Here is a 19,191-nt window from a genome sequence, read left to right as displayed (position 1 = left end):
CCATAATTCCTACTAGTCTCGTAGGATATGGCTGGGCGGCGTACCGCCGGGAGGAGCATCGTGACCACCGGACCTCTTGCGTACCAACGGTGTGACGGGGTCGCCGCGTGACCGGCGGGCCGGTCGTGGTCGTCACCGGCGCCGCGGCCGGGATCGGCCGGGCCTGCGTGGACCTGTTTGCCGCGCGGGGCCACCGGGTCGTCGCGGTCGACGTCGACCGGGCCGGGCTCGACGCCCTCGCCGGGCGGGCCGGGATCGTGACGCTGGCCGGGGACACCGGCGAACCGGCCACCGCGACGGCGATGGTCGCGGCGGCCGTCGAGCGCTTCGGCCGGCTGGACGCGGCCGTGCTGAACGCGGGCATCGGCGGCACCCGGCCGCTGGAGGCCGACGACGCGATCGACCGGTTCGACGAGATGTGGCGGGTCAACGTACGCGGCGTCGCGCTGGGACTGCGTGCGGCCGTCCCGGCGCTGCGAGCGGCCGGCGGTGGGGCGGTCGTGGTCACCGCCTCGGTCGCCGGACTGCGGGCCGATGCCGGCACCTGGGCGTACAACGCGACCAAGGCGGCCGCCGTCAATCTGGTACGCGCCGCGGCACTGGACTACGCGCACGAGAACATCCGGATCAACGCGATCGCGCCCGGCCTGACGCGTACCCGGCTGACGGGTGGCGATCCCGGGCCGCAGCTGCTGCGCCGGATCCCGCTGGGCCGGTGGGCGACCGCGGCGGAGCAGGCCGAGGCGGTCTGGTTTCTGGCGTCCCCGGCGGCCTCGTTCATCACCGGAACCGTGCTGCCGGTCGACGGCGGCCTGCACGCCGGCACCGGCCTGCTCGACCCGCCGGCCGTCGCGACCGGCGGGGCCGCCGACGACCGCTGAGCTCCGGCGGCCGGTGACGGCACCGGGCGACTCGTCTATCCAATGTCGACGGCGCAGCGTACGCCATTGTCGATGATCGATGATATTCCCTAGTAACCTGATGTGTGTTATAGGTCTCCTTGGGCCCCGTTTTCCTAGGCATGCGCCTGATGATCTTCGTAGGATCTGCGGGCTGCCGGACGATCCCGGGGCAACGGCGACAAGGGAAGGCGGCGAAACAATGCGTTCACAACTGTGTCCATTGTGTATGTGTCGCCGCCTTCCCGCCCGCCACCCCCGGACCCGCCGAACCTAAGGACCCCCGATGACCGCCGCCGCCTCCCTTCCTGCCGGACGCAGAGCACGCTGGCGGCGGATCGCCGGCGACCGGTGGGCCGTCACCGGCGCGGCCGTCGTCGTCGGGCTGCTCGTCATCGCCGCCGCCGCACCACTGCTGTCGGCCGTCGAAGGGCAGGATCCCTACACCTACCATCTCGACGCCCTGGACGACTCGGGCGTGCCGCGCGGGTTCGGCGGCGGCATCAGCGCCCGGCACTGGTTCGGCGTCGAGCCGCTCACCGGCCGCGACCTGTTCGCGATCGTGGTGCACGGGGCGCGGACGTCCATCCTCGTCGGCGTCGCCGCCACGGCGCTGTCGGTGCTGCTCGGCGTACTGGTCGGGATGACGGCCGGGTTCTTCGGCGGATGGTACGACCGCATCACGGGGCGGGCCATCGACGTGCTGTTCGGGTTCCCCACGCTCATTCTCATGATCGCGCTCGGCGCGATCGCGCCGGCGGCGCTGCCGAAACCGGCGCTCGTCGTCGGCGTGATCGGCTTGTTCGGCTGGCCGGGCATCGCCCGCGTGGTCCGCGGCCAGACCCTGGCGCTGCGCGGGCGCACGTTCGTCGTCGCCTCGGTGTCGCTGGGAGCGGGGCCGCTGCACGTGCTCGTCCGCCAGATCCTGCCCAACCTCGGCGCGACGATCATCGTCTACGCCACGATGCTCATCCCCGGCATGATCGGCGCCGAGGCCGCCCTGTCGTTCCTCGGCGTCGGCGTACCGCCGCCGACACCGGCCTGGGGGCGCTCGATCGGCGACGCGATCGCCTGGGTCCAGACCGACCCGATGTTCCTCGTCTTCCCCGGCGCGGCGCTGTTCCTGACCACGCTGGCGTTCAACCTGCTGGGCGACGGGCTGCGCGACGCCCTCGACCCCCGGACCGCGGGAGTGGCCCGATGAGGCTCCTACGCTTCGCCGCCGGCCGGCTGGCCGGCATGATCCTGGTGCTGCTCATCGTCAGCATCCTCACCTACGCCGTGTTCTACCTGCTGCCGGCCGACCCGGCGCAGCTGTCGTGCGGCAAGCCCTGCACGCCGCAGCGGCTGGCCGACGCCCGCGCGTTCATGGGCTACGACGCCCCCTGGTGGCGGCAGTACCTGGACTTCCTCGGCGGGATCTTCGCCGGGCGGTCGTTCGGCTCGGGCTCGGCCGTGGTGCGCTGCGCGGCGCCCTGCTTCGGCTACTCGTTCCGGCTCGACGCGCCGGTCAGCACGCTCATCGCGAGCCACATCGGCGTCACGTTCTCCCTCGCCGCCGGCGCCGCCGTGCTGTGGCTGGTCCTCGGCGTCTCCGCCGGAACCGTCTCCGCGGTACGCCGCGGCAGCCTCCTGGACCGCACGGTGATGACGGCCTCGATCGCGGGCGTCTCGGCACCGGCGTACCTGGTGGGGCTGCTCGGGATCCTCCTGTTCGGCTTCACCCTCGACATGGTCCCGGTCGGCGGGTACGTGCCGCTGGCCGAGAACCCGGTGCAGTGGGCGTGGCACCTGATCCTGCCCTGGTGCGTCCTGGCGTTCCTGTCCGCGGCCCTGTACGCCCGGCTCACCCGCGGGCAGATGCTGGAGATCCTCGGCGAGGACTACATCCGCACCGCCCGCGCCAAGGGCCTCGGCGAGCGGCGGGTCATCGGCCGCCACGCCCTGCGCAACGTCCTCGTGCCGGTGGTGACCGTCTTCGGCATGGACCTCGGCGGCCTGCTCGGCGGGGCCGTCATCACCGAGCGGGTGTTCAGCATGCAGGGCCTGGGCGCCCTGCTCATGGACGCGGTCGGCAACGTCGACCTGCCGCTGCTCGTCGGCGTCACGCTCTTCGCCGCGTTCCTCATCGTCCTCGCGAACTTCGCCGTGGACCTGCTCTACGGCGTCCTCGACCCCCGCATCTCCCTCTAGACCGCTCCCTCCAGGCAGCACCGCCACCACCCACGAAAGGCACACACCATGCGACGCAGATCGGTCACCGCCGTGCTGGCGGTGACGGCGGCCCTCGCCCTCACCGCTTGCAACGCCAACGCCACGCCCACCGGTTCGGCCTCCAGCGGCACGGCCCGCAAGGGCGGCACGCTGACGATCCTCACCTCCTCCAGCTCGGTCAACCTCGACCCGGCCAAGAGCCAGAACCTGGCGATCACCACCCTCGGCCTGATCTTCCGCCGCCTGACCACCTGGGACATCAAGCCCGGCCAGGAGGGCAAGGTCGTCGGCGACCTGGCGCAGGACGCCGGCACGCCCAGCGACGGCGGCAAGACCTGGACCTACAAGCTCAAGCCCAACCTGAAGTACGCCGACGGCACGCCGATCACCGCCGAGGACGTCAAGTACGGCGTGGAGCGCTCGTTCGCCCCGGAGCTGTCCGGCGGCCTGGGCTACCACAAGACGCTGCTGGTCGGCGGCGCCGACTACAAGGGCCCGTACCAGGGCAAGACGCTGGACTCGATCGAGGTCCCCGACGCGCAGACCATCGTGTTCAAGCTGAGCAAGCCGTTCGGCGACTGGCCGTGGATCGTGTCGATGCCGGCCTTCACCCCGGTCCCGAAGGCCAAGGACGACGTGGCCAAGTACGGCCAGAACCCGGTCGCGTCCGGCCCCTACCAGGTGGAGTCCTACCAGCAGGGCACCGCGCTGAAGCTCAAGCGCAACACCAACTGGGACGCCGCCACCGACCCGGTACGCACCGGCGGCCCCGACAACATCACCTTCCAGCTCGGCCAGGAGAGCACGGTCGTGGCGCAGCGCCTGATCGCCGACTCCGGCGACGACCGCGACGCGTTCGGGGCGAGCTTCGTGCCGCCCGCGCAGCTCGCCCAGATCCAGGCCAACGCGTCGGCCAAGCAGCGGCTGGTGACCTCCGACCCGGGGGCGCTGGCGTACCTGGCGATCAACACGACCCGGCCGGGCCTGACCGACGTGAAGGTCCGCCAGGCGATCAACTACGCCGTCGACAAGAAGGCGTTCCTCGTGGCCGCGGGCGGTACGCTCGGCGGCGACTACGCCTCCACCCTGATCACGCCGGGTATCGCGGGGCGGGCGCAGTACGACCTCTACCCGACGCCGGACCCTTCGGGTGACGTCGCCAAGGCCAAGACGCTGCTCGCCGACGCCGGCCACGCCACCGGTCTGAAGCTCAGCTTCGCGGTCGAGAACGATCCGCAGAGCCTGGCCAAGGCGCAGGCGATCCAGCAGGGCCTGGCCCGGGCGGGTATCGAGGTCACGCTGAAGCCCCTGGACTCGGACTCGTGGTTCGACTTCGTCACCAACGACAAGGGCGACTACGACCTGACCCTGACCAGCTGGCAGCCGGACTACCCGAGCGCGAACGCCAACATCCAGCCGCTGTTCGCCTCCAGCGAGATCGGCGGCGGCGGGTTCAACCTGTCGCGGTACTCCAACGCCGACGTCGACGCCCAGATCGAGCAGGCGCGGGCCGAGATCGACGCGACCGCCGCGCAGAAGCAGTGGCAGCAGATCGACCAGCGCATCCTCACCGACGCCCCGATCGTGCCGCTCATCTACACCCGCAACTCGTTCCTGCACGGGTCGGGCGTCACGGACTTCTTCGTCGCGGCGTTCCCGGCCTACCCCAACTACCTGCAGGTGTCGCTGCGTTGACGGGCGACGACGACCTGCTCACCGTCACGGATCTGCGGATCTCGTTCGACGTCGACGGCCGTGCGGTCGAAGCGGTCCGCGGCGTGACCTTCGGGTTGCGCCGCGGGCGCGTCCTGGCCCTGGTCGGCGAGTCCGGCTCGGGCAAGAGCGCCACCGCCCTGGCCGCGCTCGGTCTGCTGCCGGCGACCGCGACCGTCGCCGGCAGCATCCGCCTGGGCGATCAGGAACTGGTCGGGGCCGACCGGCGGCTGCTGCGTACGGTCCGCGGCGGCCGCATCGGCACCGTGTTCCAGGAGCCGATGAGCGCCCTCAACCCGATGTTCACCGTCGGCGACCAGATCGCCGAGGCCGTCGCGGCCCACCGCCCGGCCGGCCGGGACGCGTTGCGGCGGCGCGTACGCGATCTGCTCGAACTGGTGGGACTGCCCGATCCCGAGCGCATCGCCCGGGCGTACCCGCATGAACTGTCCGGCGGCCAGCTGCAGCGGGCCGTGATCGCCATGGCGGTGAGCTGCGACCCCGAGGTCCTGATCGCGGACGAGCCCACGACGGCGCTGGACGTCACCGTGCAGGCCGGGATCCTGGACCTGCTGCGCGAGCTGCGCGCGAAGCTCGGCACCGCGATCCTGCTGATCACCCACGACATGGGGGTGGTCGCGGACCTGGCCGACGACGTGGTGGTGCTGCGCGACGGCCGGGTCGTCGAGCAGGCCCCCGCCGAGCAGCTGTTCGCCCGGCCGGGCGAGGACTACACGCGCCTGCTGCTGTCGTCGGTCCCCGGCCGCACCTCGTCCCCGCGAGCCGTACCGGCGGCCGGCCCGCCCCTGGTACGCCTCGACCACGTCACCATCGACTACCGCGGACGGCAGGGCCGGCGGGTACGCGCGGTCGACGGAGTGAGCCTCGACCTGCGCGCGGGCGAGATCGTCGGCCTGGTCGGCGAGTCCGGCTCGGGCAAGAGCACGCTCGGCCGGGCGATCGCCGGGCTCGTCCCGGTCACCGGCGGCGCGCTGGAGGTGGCCGGCACCGACGTCGCCGCCGCCCGCGGACACGCGCGCCGGTTGCGGGCGGTCCGCGCCCGGCTGGGCATCGTCTTCCAGGACCCGGCGTCGTCGCTGAACCCGCGGCGCTCCATCGCCGGCTGCGTCGCCGAGCCGCTGCTGCTGCACAGCCACCTGCGCGGCGCCGCACTCGACTCCAGAGTGGACGATCTGCTCGACGCCGTCCAGCTGTCGCCGTCGCTGCACGAGCGCTACCCGCACGAGCTGTCGGGCGGCCAGCGGCAGCGGGTCGCGATCGCCCGCGCGATCGCCCTCGATCCGGCGCTGCTGATCGCCGACGAGCCGACCAGCGCCCTCGACGTCTCGGTGCAGGCCCGCATCCTCGAACTGCTGGCCGGGCTGCAACGCGACCTGGGCTTCGCCTGCCTGTTCGTCAGCCACGACCTGGCGGTCATCGAACAGCTGGCCGACCGCATCGCGGTCCTCCACGAAGGACGGCTGGTCGAGGAAGGGCCGGCCGACGCGGTGCTGGGCTCGCCGCGGGAGGCGTACACGCGCCGGCTGCTGGCGGCCGCGCCGGTCGCCGACCCGGCCGAACAGCGCCGACGACGCGAAGCAAGGGCGGCTCTGACAGCGATCCCGTGATCGACTCATCATCCCTTCAAGATCAAGATCACACTTATGTCCCGGGTTCGTCGATCTCGCCTCCGCTCCTCGCGCGGGAGACCGCTCCGGCCTCTCCGCTGCGCTCCGAGGCCTCCACTGCCAGGTCGCTGGGGCGAGGCATCGTCCGCCGTCGCCCGGTCGCCGTTACATCTCAACCCGGGTGGTCCCGTCTCGTAACGGCCTTGATCATGTCACTCGTATCTGTCGAAATCCGGTCGCTGCAACATATATGAGCTACATGATCAAGGCTTGGTGATCTACTTCGACATATATCTGCGACATGATCGAGGCCGGCGTGGCGATCGTCGAACCGACCCGGTAGGAGACTCGCGGCGCAAGGCGGGCGGGTGTGGGGGTGAAGCGGCGACCGGGCCGCAGTGAACGATGCTTCGCCCCACCCACCTGGCAGTGCAGTCCCCGGAGCGCAGCGATAGGGGCGGAACGGTCTCCCGCGGGAGGAGCGGAAGTGAGATCGACGAACACGGGCCAATATGATCTTGACTTTGGTCCGGCCACCCGCCGATCGGCCCTGAAGAACCATCGGCGCTACCGCACCTCACCGACTCTTCCGGCTGTGACAAAGCTGTGAACCCTCTCGGGGAGCATGCGTCCCATGAGGAGCTTTCGGCGTACGGCCGCATTGATCTTGATCTTGACGGCGGTCGTGGCGCCGGTCAGCGCGCACGCCGCCACCTCCCCGGTGGCCGCCGCGATCGCGCGGCTGCGCGCGGACCTGGCCGGTACCGCGGACGCCGGCCTGGCGCCGCTGCTGGACAAGGCCGCGGCGACCGACGGGTGCGATTCCGCGGCGGCGCTGGCGACCTTCGCGGCCAAGGCCGTCGACGCGGGGTTCGCGCGGCGCGGCCAGGGGCTGCGCGGGCAGACGCTGAACGCGATGCCGGCGACCGACGGGTGCAAGGGGCCGATCACCGTCTACGTCGACCCGGCCGCCGCGCCGAAGGGGAGGACGACGCTGCCGGGCTGGGATCCGAAGGTGCCGCGGCCGGTCGCCGGGCTGGTCGACGCGGCCGGGGTGAGCAGCATGTTCGTCGCGGACGAGGTGCTGGTCAGCAGCAAGGACGACACGCAGATCAAGGCGTTCGCCGCCCGGTGGAAGGGCACGATCCTGTCGTCGTACCAGCCGCACGTCAAGAACGGCGTGCCGCAGTACGTGGTGCGGGTGCGTACCGACCTCGCCGATCCGGGCACCCTCCCGGACAGCCTGGCCAAGCTGAACGACGGCCACGCCAAGGCCGACTCGCTCGCCGTCTCCAGCGACGCCGCGCTGCGGCTGCTGGCCCTCGCGGCCCAGGAGGCGCTCACTCCCGGCAATCCGCTCACGGTCGGCGTCAACTGGGTGCACACCCCTTCGTCGTACGCGACGCGCAGCCTGGGCGAGGCCGGCACCGGACCGCTCGGCTTCACCGACAATCCCGCCGACCCGTACAGCAACGACCCCTACAAATGGTCCTATCTGGACAAGGGGAGCGTGCAGGACATCGGGGTCACCGAGGCGTGGACGATCATGGACTCGATCGGCGCGCTGAACAACAAGGTGCACATGACCGTCCTGGACCAGGGGTTCTCCCCGACGGTCAACGCCGACCTGCCGCCCGGCACGGTGATGTCCAGCATGGTGCCGTTCGCCGGCGCCGGCGATCCCGGCGATTCCGTTGCGCCCTGGCACGGTACGCAGGTCGCCGACACCGCGGCCGCCGTACCGGGGAACTACGTCGGCACCGCCGGGACGGGCGGGCCGGTCGCCGGGACGTTGAACCTGATCTACACCGGGATGGACGAGTTCCTCGTGATGGCGGCGCTGGACGCGGCCGCCGCGTACAAGGGGCTGATCAACATGAGTTTCGGCGACCGGACGCACTGGTCGCTGGCCTGGACGATGCTGCCGCTGATCGGGGAGACCGCCCTGATCGGGGCCGCCACCGACGACATCCTCATGTTCGCCGCGGCCGGCAACGACGGCCACGACGTCGACGGCGAGACCTGCTTCCTCGGCTGCTGGGAGACCTACCTGTACGCGCCGTGCGAGCTGCCGTACGTCATCTGCGTCGGCGGGCTGGCGCAGAACTCCCTCAACCGCAACCACGACTCGAACTTCGGGCACGAGGACGTCGACATCTTCGCGCCGTTCACCGTCCTCGTCGGCGCCGACCCGCAGCACTCCACGCCCAACAAGACCTGGGCCGTCTCCGGGACGAGTTTCTCCACCCCGTACGCGATGGGCGTGGCCGCCCTCATCTGGGCCGCGCATCCCAGCCTGTCGGCGGACTCCGTGGAGAACGTGCTGTTCCGCAACATGCGTACGAGTCCGGACGGGGACGTGGGGACGAAGGTGATCAACGCACTGGGCTCGGTGACGGACGCGCTGCCCGCCTCGATCAAGATCACGAATCCGCTGAACGGCTGGACCCTGTCGGCGCTCACGCCCTCGTCGTTCCAGGCCACCACCTTCGACGACGGCAACGGTACGCCGACCGTCACCTGGCGGGCCGGCGCGACCGTGCTCGGCGTCGGCAACCCGATCAGCGCGATCCCGCCCGTCGGTACGCAGACCATCACCGCGACGGCCGTCTACTTCAACGGCGTCACGGCGACCGACGCGGTCACGGTGAACGTGGTGAACTCGCCGCCGACGGTGACGATCACCAACCCGACCTCGGCGTCGCCGTCGTTCGGCGTCTCCGAACCGATCCCGTTCCACGCCATCAGCACCGACGACCTCGGCCCGCTGCCCGACGCGGCCATGAAGTGGTTCCTGGACGGGGCGACCACGCCGTTCGCCACCGGCCACAACCCCACCGTCGTCACCGGCGGCGGCGTGGGCACGCACTTCGTCACGCTGAAGGGCTGCGACAACATCAACCAGTGCGCCACCGCCACGGTCGCGATCGCGCTGGTCACCAACCCCGTCAACCAGCCGCCGGTCGTCCACATCACCAGCCCCGCCAACGGAGCCACCATCTGGGTCACCGGATCGGACGCATCCGGCTGGTACGCCACCGTCACCCTCGCGGCGACCGCCTCCGATCCGGAAGGCTTCCCGTTGACGACGCGATGGCTCGACAACGGCACGCCGATCGCCACCGGCACGACGGCGACGGTGAACCTGCGCGGCGGCTGCGGGAACTTCGGGCACACGCTGACGTTCCAGGCGACCGACAACGCCGGCAACACTCGCCAGGACGCCGTCGCCGTCACCGTCGCCCTGGTCTGCTGAGACCCCTCCGCCGGGGACGGCAGCGAGAACGGGGGGCCGGGCTGTGGTGGAGTCCGGCCCCCTTCGCCGCACTGGAACGCCCGCTCCGGCCGTGTTGAAAGATGACACGACGAGAACGGAACGGGGCCCATGGACTTCAAGGACTTCTACCAGGCCACCTCCCACCGGACCCTGCGGTACGCGTACGGGCTGACGGGCGACCTGCCGCAGGCCCAGGACGTCACGCAGGAGGCGTACGCGCGGGCGTGGCAGCGCTGGGGGCAGGTCGGCGGCTACGAGAACATCGAGGGCCGGCTGCGCCTGGTGGTCAACCGGCTCGTCCAGGACTGGTGGCGGCACCTGCGCGTCCGCGGCCGCACCCGGTTCGACCAGCCGGATCGCGGCCGCCGCGGGCCTGGCGGTGATCCTCGTCCTCGGCATCGCGGTGGCGCTCATCCGGGCGAAACGGCCCGAACAGCCGGCGCGTCCCGTGCCGACGCCGAGCTACACGAACCTGCACGGCATCGGCGAACCGATCCCGGCGACGGGATTCGTGCAGAGCCTGATCACCGGCGGCTACGCGTTCGTGGCGGCGATCGATCACGAGGTGGCGGCGGTGACAGCCCTCGACGCGGCGACCGGCCGTCGCTTGTGGACACATGCCCTCGACGGCCGGCGGCTCGGCCATCCGTACCTGCACCTGATGGACGGGCACCTCATCCTGAACGATCTCATCACCACCGGGTCCGGCGGGATGACCGAACACGTGGAAGTCCTGGATCCGGCGAGCGGTGCGACGCGGTGGCGACACGATCTCGGCCAGCGGGACCACGCCTACGTCACCGACGGCGTCTACCTGGCGGTAGGCCCGGACAACGCGCTCACCGGGTTCGACTGGAACACCGGCGAGGTCCGCTGGGGGCTGCCGGCCGGCCCTAAGCTGATCTACGAGATCGCCGACCGGTCCGGCGGCGGCATCGACGCCGACCACGGCATCCTGGACTACCTGCACGGTGCGAGCCACTTCTATCGGGCCGAAACCGGCGGCACCATTCGTGAGTACAACCTCGCCGACGGGCGGCCGACCGGGCACTCGTGGACGGGGGCTCCCGCCGCGATCCCGGACGATTCGTTCGCCTACCACGGCAAGCTCTATCTCGTGTCCACCGAGCGGTTGAGCACCTTCGACCTCGGCGGGGACGGCCCGTCGGTGGCGTACGCGATCCTGCCACCCACCCCGGGGTTCCACACCGCCAACCTTCTCCTGCCGAGCGTGCTGCCCTGCGCGGGTGATGCGATCTGCCTGCGGGCCGGGCTGAAGGTGGTCCTGCTGCGGGCCGGTGCCACCCCGGTCGTCCAGGACATGGCCACATTCGACTTCGTCCTGCCAGTGGGCGACACCATCTATCTGTACAACGGGCCGATCTTCGACCGGGACCTGCGGCCGATCCTGCCGGCGGAGGTCGGCGCGACCACCACGGTCGGCGTCGACGACGGCCGAGCCGTCCTGGCCCTCGACGAGACCCAGGGGCAGCCGGACGACACCACGCGCGCGATGAAACTCTGGCTCTTCGATCCGGCCACCGGAAAGGTGGTCGGCCTGGGCGGCCTGCCGTCGAAGCCGCACGCGATGGTGGTCGGGCAGCGACGCCTGATCGCCGTCACCACCGACACCGCCACCCTGTACGCGTACTAAGCGGCCTCCGGTCGCAGGCGGACGAGCAGTTGGACCGCCTGCGACCGGTGACCGTTCATCGTGGTGACGTCGATCGTCCGCTCGCGCACGGGCTCGAAATCCGAGAGGAGGCCGCGCAGCGACGGGAGGTCGTGGTGGCGGCACACCGCGCCGTCGTCGGTCGTGAAGACCCCGTAGGGCGTACCGAAGCGCTCGGCGTGGGCGGCGTAACGGCTGCGGTTGCGCTCGTCGTCCTGCCGGACCGGCTCGCTGACGTACAGCAGGCCGCCCGGTGCCAGGACCCGGCGCAGCTCGGCGACCAGCGCCCGCTGCCCGGCGTCGTCCGGAACGCACGTCAGCACCGCGAACAGCAGGACGAGGTCGACGCTCGCCGGCGCGCGCTCCAGCCCCGGCGGCGACTCCAGGACCGCGAACTCCAGATCGGGCCGCGACCGGCGGCCCCGCTCGATCAGCGCGGGCGACAGGTCCACACCGGACACATCGGTGAAGCCGCGCTCCGCGAGCTCGGCCATGACCCGGCCGTACCCACAGCCGTAATCCAGGACGCGGGCGTCCCGGCGTACGCCGGCCAGCCAGTCGTGGTCCACCGGATGGGTGAAGGTCTTCGTCGCGCCGACGCCGTCCCAGTACGCGAGCTGGCTACCGAGATCCGCGGGTTCCGGCAAGGCTGTCATGCCTACAGTTTGGCGCGTACCTCGTCCGCCCGGGCGTGGCCCAGCTCGTCGAAGCACTGCCAGGCCCGCTCCCACGCCGCGTGGGCGCGCACCGGTTCACCGAGCCGGGCGTACGCGTCGCCCAGATGATCAGCGATGTCGGCCTCGTGGAACCGGTCGGACAGTTCCACCATCATCGTCAGCGCCCGGCCGAAACTGTCGACGGCGGCGGCGACCTCGCCCAGGCCGAGATAGGCATGCGCGAGACTGTCCCACGTCCACGCCTCGGTACGCCGATCGCCCAGCGCCCGCAGCAGCTCCAACGCCTCCCGGCAGCACGTGACCGCCTCGTCGGGCCGGCCGAGGAGGCTCGCGTACCAGCCGACGGCGTTGAGCGCGCGGGCGAGCCCGGCCGGATTGGTGCCCGTACGCCGGAACAGCTCCAACGCGGCCGAACTGTGCTCATACGCCGGGCGCAGATCCCCGCCCTCGTGCTCGTGCAGATAACCGAGATGGTGGTGCGTACGCGCGCACCCGTCGTCGTCGCCCAGCTCGGTGAACAGGGCGAGCGCCTCGCCGAGCAGCGTACGCGCGGCCGCGAAGTCACGCCGCCACATCGCCGCCCGCCCGCAGCCGACCAGGCAGTACGCCTCCGCCCACCGGTCACCCAGCCGCCGCGCCGCCGCCAGCGCCAGCCCGTGCACCCGCGCCCACTCGCTCCACCGCGACAGCCGCTCGAACACCTCGGTCAGCGCCAGCGCCAGCCGCCACGCGTCCTCGTCCGGGCTCGTCTCGACCAGGGCGAGCAGGGTGGCGTACTCGGCCGTGAACCAGGCCAGCGGGTCCGGCGCCGCCGACGCGCCGGCGACCGCGGGGATCGGATCGTGGAAGGCATCCAGTCCGCGCGCATTCGCGTACGCCCGGCTGAGAAGGTAATCGATGATCCGGCGGCGGACCGCGGCGAGCTCGGGCGCGGCCAGCTCGGTGGCGTAGGCACGGACAAGATCGTGCGCGTGGTAGCGCGGACCACCGGTGAGCAGGCGCGCCGCGACCAGCTCGGCCAGCAGCGGACCGGCGGGCCGCCCCAACGCGGCGCTCGCGGTCGCCGAACCCATCGACGGACCCGGATGCGCACCGAAGACCCGGAACATGCGCCGCGCGTCCTCGCTCACCGCGGCGTAGGACCACGACAGCACCGCGCGCACATCCGCCCGCGCGTCGCCGCCGTCGAACGCGTCGAGCCCGCCCGCCAGGTCGCGCAAGCTCGTCCCCGGCTCGGTCGCCGCCCGCGCCGCCACGATCGCCAGCGCCAAAGGCAGCCGCGCGCACGCCGTGATCAGCGCATCGGCCGCCGCCGGCTCCGCGTCGATCCGAGCACCCATCCTGTACGCCAAAAGGCGTCGACTGTCCTCCCAGGACGGAAGCTCCAGCGTCACCGCGACCGCGCACTCGACGGCGACCAGACTGGTCAGCGGCGCCCGGCTGGTGACGACGACCGCGCTACCGGCCGACCCGGGCAGCAGCGGCCGCACCTGCTCGGCGGAGGCGGCATTGTCGAGCACCATCAGGACCCGCCGGCCGGCCAGCAGACTGCGCAGCAACGCGACCTGCGCCCCGGCCGCCGCGGGCAACTCGGTGACGCCGAGCGCGTCGAGGAAACCGCACACGACCTCGGCCGGATCGACCGGCCCGGCCGCGTCGAAACCCCGCAGGTCGGCGAAGAGCTGCCCGTCCGGGAACCGGTGCTTCGCGTGGTGGGCCCAATGAACGGCCAGGGCGGTCTTGCCGATGCCGGGCATGCCGCCGATCGCCACGATCGGCGGAGCAGCGGGGGAGTCGCGGTGGAGCGGCACAGGGGAGTCGAGAAGATCATCCAGCCGCGCGAGATGCTCGGCGCGCCCGACGAAGCCGGCGATCGCAGGGGGAAGCTGAGCGGGAACCGGAGTACGCCGCCGCGGAAGCGGTGTCCCGTGGTCCAGGCCCGGGTCGCGTTGCAAGATGCGTACCTGCAGCGCGGACAACTCCGGCCCCGGATCCAGCCCGATCTCCTCCGCGAGCAGCTTCCGGGCCTGCGCAAACACCTCCAGCGCATCAGCCGCGTGCCCCGACCGGTACAACGCGATCATCAGCTGCCCGATCGAGCGCTCCCGCAACGGATGATCGGCCGCGCGTACCCGCAACTCGTGCAGCAGATCAGCATGATGACCCAGCCGGAGCAGCGCATCGGCCCGATCCTCGGCCGCCGCCAGCCGAGCCTCCTCCCAACCGTGACACAACTGGTCGCGTACCTCGGCCGGCACGACACCCGCCAACGCCGGCCCCTGCCACAGCGCCAGCGCCCGGTCGAGGACGGCGATCCGCTCCCGGTCGGGCCGGCCGGCCGCCTCGGCGGTCAAGGCCCGGAACCGGTGCGCGTCGACGACCATCGGATCGGCACGCAGGGCGTACCCGCCGCCGGCAGCCTCCACCTCGGCGACCTCCCGCAGCGCACTGCGCAGATCCGAGGCGGACACGCGTACGCCGTGCACAGCCGTCCGAGGCGGCGCCGACGGCCACATCAGATCCACCAGCCGTTCGACAGGAACGACGCGGCCGGCCTCCAACGCCAAGATCGCCAGAAGATACCGTCGCTTCCGCGGCCCGAGGTCGAGCGCGGTCCCGTCGACGAACACGCCGACCGGCCCGAGTACGCGTACCTCCACCCTGGCCACGAGGCCAAGATAGCGGCCGGGTGTCGGGAATGCGCCCGATGTGCGCAGAACCGACAGTCCCGCCGTGTTCGCTCTCCGTGCGGCGTTCGATCATTCATGCCGGGTTGAGCCGGTGCCCGTGAAACGCCCGAGCCGGTGCCCAATGAAACGCCCGAACCGGAGTCTGTGAAACGCCCGAACCGGAGTCTGTGAAACGCCCGAAGCGGACAGGAGGGGCCTGTGCGCGCGGGTCGGCCAGGGTGCGCTACGCTATACCGGCTGCCGCGCGGAGAGATCCGGGCGGCAACGGGCTGTAGCGCAGTTTGGTAGCGCACTTGACTGGGGGTCAAGGGGTCGTCGGTTCAAATCCGGCCAGCCCGACAGCAAGGAGGGTTTCCGCTGGTCACGGACCACGGAGGCCCTCTTTTTGTGTACCAGGAACGCCGGCCGAAGTCGAGTACACCGTTGGTGGACCCCTTGACTAGGCAAGGTGCGAAGTGACAACACTCAATGTCGCGAAGGTCTCCGAAGGCCTTCCCAGAGGCTCTGTTGCATTGAGTGTTCGCATGATCGAGGCAGACTTGAGCTGTGAAGTCATCGACCCGGTCGCGCATCTGTCCGCCACCGAAGTCGGCGTTCGCCGGGTTCCGGTTCCCCGCCGAGGTGATCATGGTCGCGGTCCGCTGGTACCTGCGGTTCAACCTGTCCTACCGCGACATTGAGGAACTGCTGGTCGAGCGCGGTATCGAGGTCGACCACGTCACCGTCTACCGGTGGGTACAGCGATTCATCCCACTGCTGGCCGACGCGGCCCGCTTCGCCCGCCACTCGCCAGGCGACCGGTGGTTCGTCGACGAGACGTACGTCAAGGTCAACGGCGTGTGGCGGTACGTGTACCGCGCCATCGACCAGTACGGGCAGGTCATCGACGTGCTCGTGTCGGCTCGCCGGGACGCCGCCGCGGCCCGCAGGTTCTTCCGACGGGCTCTGGTCACACTGAAGGTGACACCGACCGAGGTGGTCACCGACGCCGCTGCGGTCTACCCCGGCGTGCTCGACGAGCTGATTCCGTCGGCGTGGCACCACGTCGAGCAGTACGCCAACAACCCGGTCGAAGCCGATCACGGCCGACTTAAGCACCGGTTGAGATCGATGCGCGGGTTACGAACGGACAAGACAGCACAGATCATCATCGCCGGGCACGCCTTCGTGCAGAACCTCCGCCGTAGACACTACGAACTTGCCATCGACGCCCCGCTGACCCGGCGGATCGCCGCCGGGTTCACCGAACTCGCCCACGCGATCTGATCCCGAGCCACAGCCCACGATTCAACGTGCCCACCTGTCCGATAACGCAACAGCGCCGTTCCGTCTCCGCACCGGCGTTGGGAGCCTTGGTCCGCGAGGCGCTGGCCGAATCGCGTACCGGCGTACCGATGGTGAACTTCAGGGATCCGGCGCAGGATCCGATGGTCCCGCTCCTGACGCTCGCGGGAGTTAAGTCCTGGGACGGGTATGCCCGTAGCATGCGAGCGTGCTTCATAGATCTCGATGACGATGAGCCTGGCTATTTGATCCGGCCGACGCGCAACGAGTCACGGGCCGGTTTGGTGGACCTCCCCGAGGCTCAGACGCGACTGCCGGTTGATGTGTCCGATGAGCGAGTCGGTGAGACGGTCCTCGCCGGCATCGACTCATCGGTTGGCCGTCCGCCGAGCATGTGGCGCGGAAAGCACTGACGCGGGTACGGCACCATTCCAGTCAACCGGCGGAGCACCGTCGCCACGGAATCCTCGCACTATAGTGCTGTCACCCAGTCGTCGATGACCTCGAAGTCCGCGTCGGTAAGGCCCTGGTGAGGAGATCAGCCCCGGGGACTTCCGGGCGCAGATCGAGACCACCCTGTTCGGCCCGATCAACGTCACCCGCGCCGTCCTTCCCGTCATGCGCGCCCAACGCTCCGGCCTGGTCGTCACGATCTCGTCGACCGCCGGCATCGCGGGCCAGGAGTTCTGCACGGCGTATGCCTCCGCCAAGTTCGGAGTGGAGGGCTGGATGGAGTCGCTGACCCCTGAGGAGTAAGGGCGCGCAATACTACGACCATTGGGAAGACTTCGAATCTGTCGTAAGAGCCGCGCTGAAACCTGACAGTACAACAATTATACACTTTGATCTTGAAGATATCGGGAATCCTGCACAGTGGGTCGAAACTGCAAACCTGAATAACCCGTATGCATCAGATTTGACTGCCTGGGAGCTCGCAATGATTGAGGCCGCTCCCCCCGAGGTGCAAGGACGAGTTCAATGGGCCAACGGAACCAATCCGTTCGCGCAGTCGTAATAGATGGAAGGTGTTCAAGGGATGTCAAAAGGCAATGAATCATTACCGCTGTACTTCGAGCACCCTTTCCAGCTGTGGTCGTACAGCAAGTCGCATCGAACGCTCGTCCTGCGTGGGCGCCCTGGCGAAGATTACGATCAATATGTGGACGTCATCTTCACGTCTGTGATCGGAATGAAGGTTTCGTCCAGTTATAAAGGCCTAACGGTCGCAGTTGCGACCGACGCGTCGGAGATGGATAGTTTCTTGCAAGCGCAAGATCGCTACGAACGCGGGTACATGAATCTTGAAGTCTTAGATCTCATTCATAGAGGCTTCGTTGTGTGTAAGCGAGTTATAGTGCGCCGTGGGATCGGTTGGCAGGATTCGTCGCCACAGCTATAGACTAAGTGAGTATTTGAGAAGTGTCGTTGTCACCGCACTCCGTGCCCGAGGCGCATCTTTGTGCGAGATGATGTCTGGCATGTCGGCGTCGTCGAGCGATGAACTGCTGGAGCAGACAGCCCGCGGGTATCTGGCGTCAGGTGCCGGGGCGTCCGACACCTTCGTGTGTCTTGTCGGTGCTGGCGTTGCTCCCGCCGAGGCGGCCGTCGCCGTTTGCGTTGCTGCCGGATCGCCCCGAGCGGACGCCGAACGGCGCCTGGAGGAGTTCGACGGTCTGTGGGATCTGATGGAGGTCGGCGAGGAAGCCGACGCAGCGGACGTGCTTGCCAGGCACGGTTACTTCGAGCCGGACGCCACGCTCAGCAATGACCAGCAGGAGATCGTGGCCCTATTGCACACGGTGCTCACCACCGTCAAGGGAGTCCCGAGCGGCTACGCGGTGACGTTGTTCAAGGATCTGCGAACGGGGCGCTTGGTGAAGGCCTTCCTGCAGTTGGAGTGGTTGGGCGGCATACGCTGGAAGGAGAACAGAGAATTCTGGATTGCTATGTGTCGAGCCGGTGAGGCGTTCGCGGACGATGACGCGGCATTGGATTCGGCACGGCAGCGTTGCCTCGAACGCGTGGTCGACCTGTGATCGCCTTTGAGCTTCTACGAGTCATATCTTGAGGTCGTCGAGGTTCCAGGCGCGTTGGCGGCTGGCGGGTTTGCCCCGGGTGAGGCGGCGTGTCATGCCGTTGATGGCGGCCCAGCGGATCATCGCTTCGGAGGTGGCTGGATGGCGTTCGTAGTCACGGGCCAGGCACCGGTGCGCGGTCAGCCACGCCAGGGAGCGCTCGACGACTCTTGCGGCCGTTGATTTTCTTGCCGGTGTCATAGCCGCGGGTTGTACGTGGGACGGTGTCGGCGCCTTTGACGCTTTGTGAGTCGATGATCGCGGCCGATGGTTCCTCGGCACGTCCTTCGGCGGTGCGTAGCCGTCGGCGCAGTATCGCGAGCATCTGCTCGGTGACCTTGTCTTCCTCCCAGCGTACGAAGTACCAGTACACCGTGGGCCAGGGTGGGAAGTCGAACGGCAACTGCCGCCACGAGCAGCCGGTGCGCACCACGTACAGGATGGCGTTCACGATGTCGCGGCGCGGATGCTTCTCCGGCCGGCCGCCGGTCTTGGGCGCGGGTAGCAGCGGTTCTATCAGCGCCCACTGGGCGTCGGTCAGGTCCGAGGGGTAGCGACGCTCACGCGACATTGGACCACTATGGACGATCGGCCCGACGACGCAACCCCGACACCGCAGCCCGTCATGAGAACTTCTCAAACACTCACTGAGCCCTGGTGGCGTCGAGGACCTGGCGCGTGTGATCAAGCAGCCCATCGACCTTTGACTCGGTATCTGTGGCGCAAAAGCGCACCGCGAACTTTGTAGACGGCGCTACTGCACGGCAAAATCCACCCGATCTGGCGACGACCGATCGCCAGAACGCGATCGCGTTTAACACAACTTGGGAGCTCCACAGGGGCTGCCTCTGAGCAGACGGCGGGCCTTCGAGCTGCCCAGTATCGGGCCACAGGTCACTGCGGTTGCATGCGTTGCGCGCCGGTGACGCCCACCGAACGGTGGACATTCCATTCGCCGGGGCAGTCCCATCTCCTTCGGGAGGATGCGCGGGGCCCGATGGCCCCGCAGCGATCACACCGGGCGAAGGCGTCCTCCCATTCCCGTACCATCGACCGACCACA

General features: G+C 69.6%; 12 protein-coding genes, 1 tRNA gene and 2 pseudogenes. 12 read left to right on the top strand and 3 right to left on the bottom strand.

The window, feature by feature from the left end:
* Nucleotides 1–107: 107 nt before the first annotated feature.
* From G401_RS0122020 to G401_RS0121990, 8 genes and pseudogenes are all read left to right on the top strand, one after another.
* Nucleotides 108–881, top strand: a complete 774-nt coding sequence (locus G401_RS0122020; protein WP_027344200.1) for an SDR family NAD(P)-dependent oxidoreductase — start codon at nt 108–110, stop codon at nt 879–881.
* Nucleotides 882–1,185: 304 nt separating this feature from the next.
* Entirely contained in the window at nt 1,186–2,103 is a 918-nt protein-coding gene (locus G401_RS0122015; RefSeq protein WP_027344199.1) for an ABC transporter permease, read from the top strand.
* On the top strand, nt 2,100–3,092 hold the full coding sequence (locus G401_RS0122010; RefSeq protein ID WP_027344198.1) for an ABC transporter permease: 993 nt from the start codon (nt 2,100–2,102) through the stop codon (nt 3,090–3,092). The genes G401_RS0122015 and G401_RS0122010 overlap by 4 nt, the downstream gene beginning before the upstream one ends.
* A 48-nt stretch (nt 3,093–3,140) precedes the next feature.
* Nucleotides 3,141–4,808, top strand: coding sequence for an ABC transporter substrate-binding protein (locus G401_RS0122005; RefSeq protein WP_027344197.1), 1,668 nt, complete (start codon nt 3,141–3,143; stop codon nt 4,806–4,808).
* On the top strand, nt 4,805–6,454 hold the full coding sequence (locus G401_RS0122000) for a dipeptide ABC transporter ATP-binding protein (protein ID WP_027344196.1): 1,650 nt from the start codon (nt 4,805–4,807) through the stop codon (nt 6,452–6,454). The genes G401_RS0122005 and G401_RS0122000 overlap by 4 nt, the downstream gene beginning before the upstream one ends.
* 634 nt (nt 6,455–7,088) lie before the next feature.
* Nucleotides 7,089–9,710 (top strand): S8 family serine peptidase, encoded by a 2,622-nt coding sequence (locus G401_RS0121995; RefSeq protein ID WP_169734233.1) that lies wholly within the window; start codon nt 7,089–7,091, stop codon nt 9,708–9,710.
* Between the two features lie 129 nt (nt 9,711–9,839).
* A pseudogene (locus tag G401_RS58630) lies at nt 9,840–10,037 on the top strand (sigma factor); the annotation flags it as partial.
* A gap of 73 nt (nt 10,038–10,110) precedes the next feature.
* Entirely contained in the window at nt 10,111–11,385 is a 1,275-nt protein-coding gene (locus tag G401_RS0121990) for an outer membrane protein assembly factor BamB family protein (RefSeq protein ID WP_027344194.1), read from the top strand.
* On the opposite strand, the gene G401_RS0121985 is transcribed toward G401_RS0121990, so the two are convergent.
* On the bottom strand, nt 11,382–12,059 hold the full coding sequence (locus G401_RS0121985; RefSeq protein ID WP_027344193.1) for a class I SAM-dependent methyltransferase: 678 nt from the start codon (nt 12,057–12,059) through the stop codon (nt 11,382–11,384). The two genes, G401_RS0121990 and G401_RS0121985, sit on opposite strands and share 4 nt — an antisense overlap.
* A gap of 2 nt (nt 12,060–12,061) precedes the next feature.
* The gene (locus tag G401_RS0121980) at nt 12,062–14,749 is read right to left on the bottom strand and encodes an AfsR/SARP family transcriptional regulator (protein ID WP_027344192.1); all 2,688 of its coding nucleotides are present in this window, start codon (nt 14,747–14,749) and stop codon (nt 12,062–12,064) included.
* Between the two features lie 286 nt (nt 14,750–15,035).
* Between G401_RS0121980 and G401_RS0121975 the strand changes: the two genes are divergently transcribed.
* The 4 genes from G401_RS0121975 (at nt 15,036) to G401_RS0121955 (ending at nt 18,090) form a co-directional block, all read left to right on the top strand.
* Nucleotides 15,036–15,109: transfer RNA gene (locus G401_RS0121975), tRNA-Pro, on the top strand.
* A 231-nt stretch (nt 15,110–15,340) separates the two neighbouring features.
* Nucleotides 15,341–16,036: an IS6 family transposase gene (locus tag G401_RS0121970; RefSeq protein ID WP_027344191.1), complete on the top strand. Its 696-nt coding sequence runs from the start codon at nt 15,341–15,343 to the stop codon at nt 16,034–16,036.
* 555 nt (nt 16,037–16,591) lie between these two features.
* On the top strand, nt 16,592–16,810 hold the full coding sequence (locus G401_RS54935; protein ID WP_084557476.1) for an SDR family NAD(P)-dependent oxidoreductase: 219 nt from the start codon (nt 16,592–16,594) through the stop codon (nt 16,808–16,810).
* Nucleotides 16,811–17,532: 722 nt separating this feature from the next.
* Nucleotides 17,533–18,090 (top strand): hypothetical protein, encoded by a 558-nt coding sequence (locus G401_RS0121955; protein WP_027344189.1) that lies wholly within the window; start codon nt 17,533–17,535, stop codon nt 18,088–18,090.
* Nucleotides 18,091–18,156: 66 nt separating this feature from the next.
* On the opposite strand, the pseudogene G401_RS47485 reads toward G401_RS0121955, so the two are convergent.
* Nucleotides 18,157–18,700, bottom strand: a pseudogene (locus G401_RS47485) (IS5 family transposase); the annotation flags it as partial.
* Nucleotides 18,701–19,191 lie beyond the last annotated feature (491 nt).

It is taken from the genome of Hamadaea tsunoensis DSM 44101 (assembly GCF_000428945.1).
In the GTDB taxonomy this organism is placed as follows: Bacteria; Actinomycetota; Actinomycetes; order Mycobacteriales; family Micromonosporaceae; genus Hamadaea; species Hamadaea tsunoensis.
The sequence above is the reverse complement of the archived record's forward strand: the minus strand, read 5'-3'. Positions and strand labels throughout refer to the sequence as shown.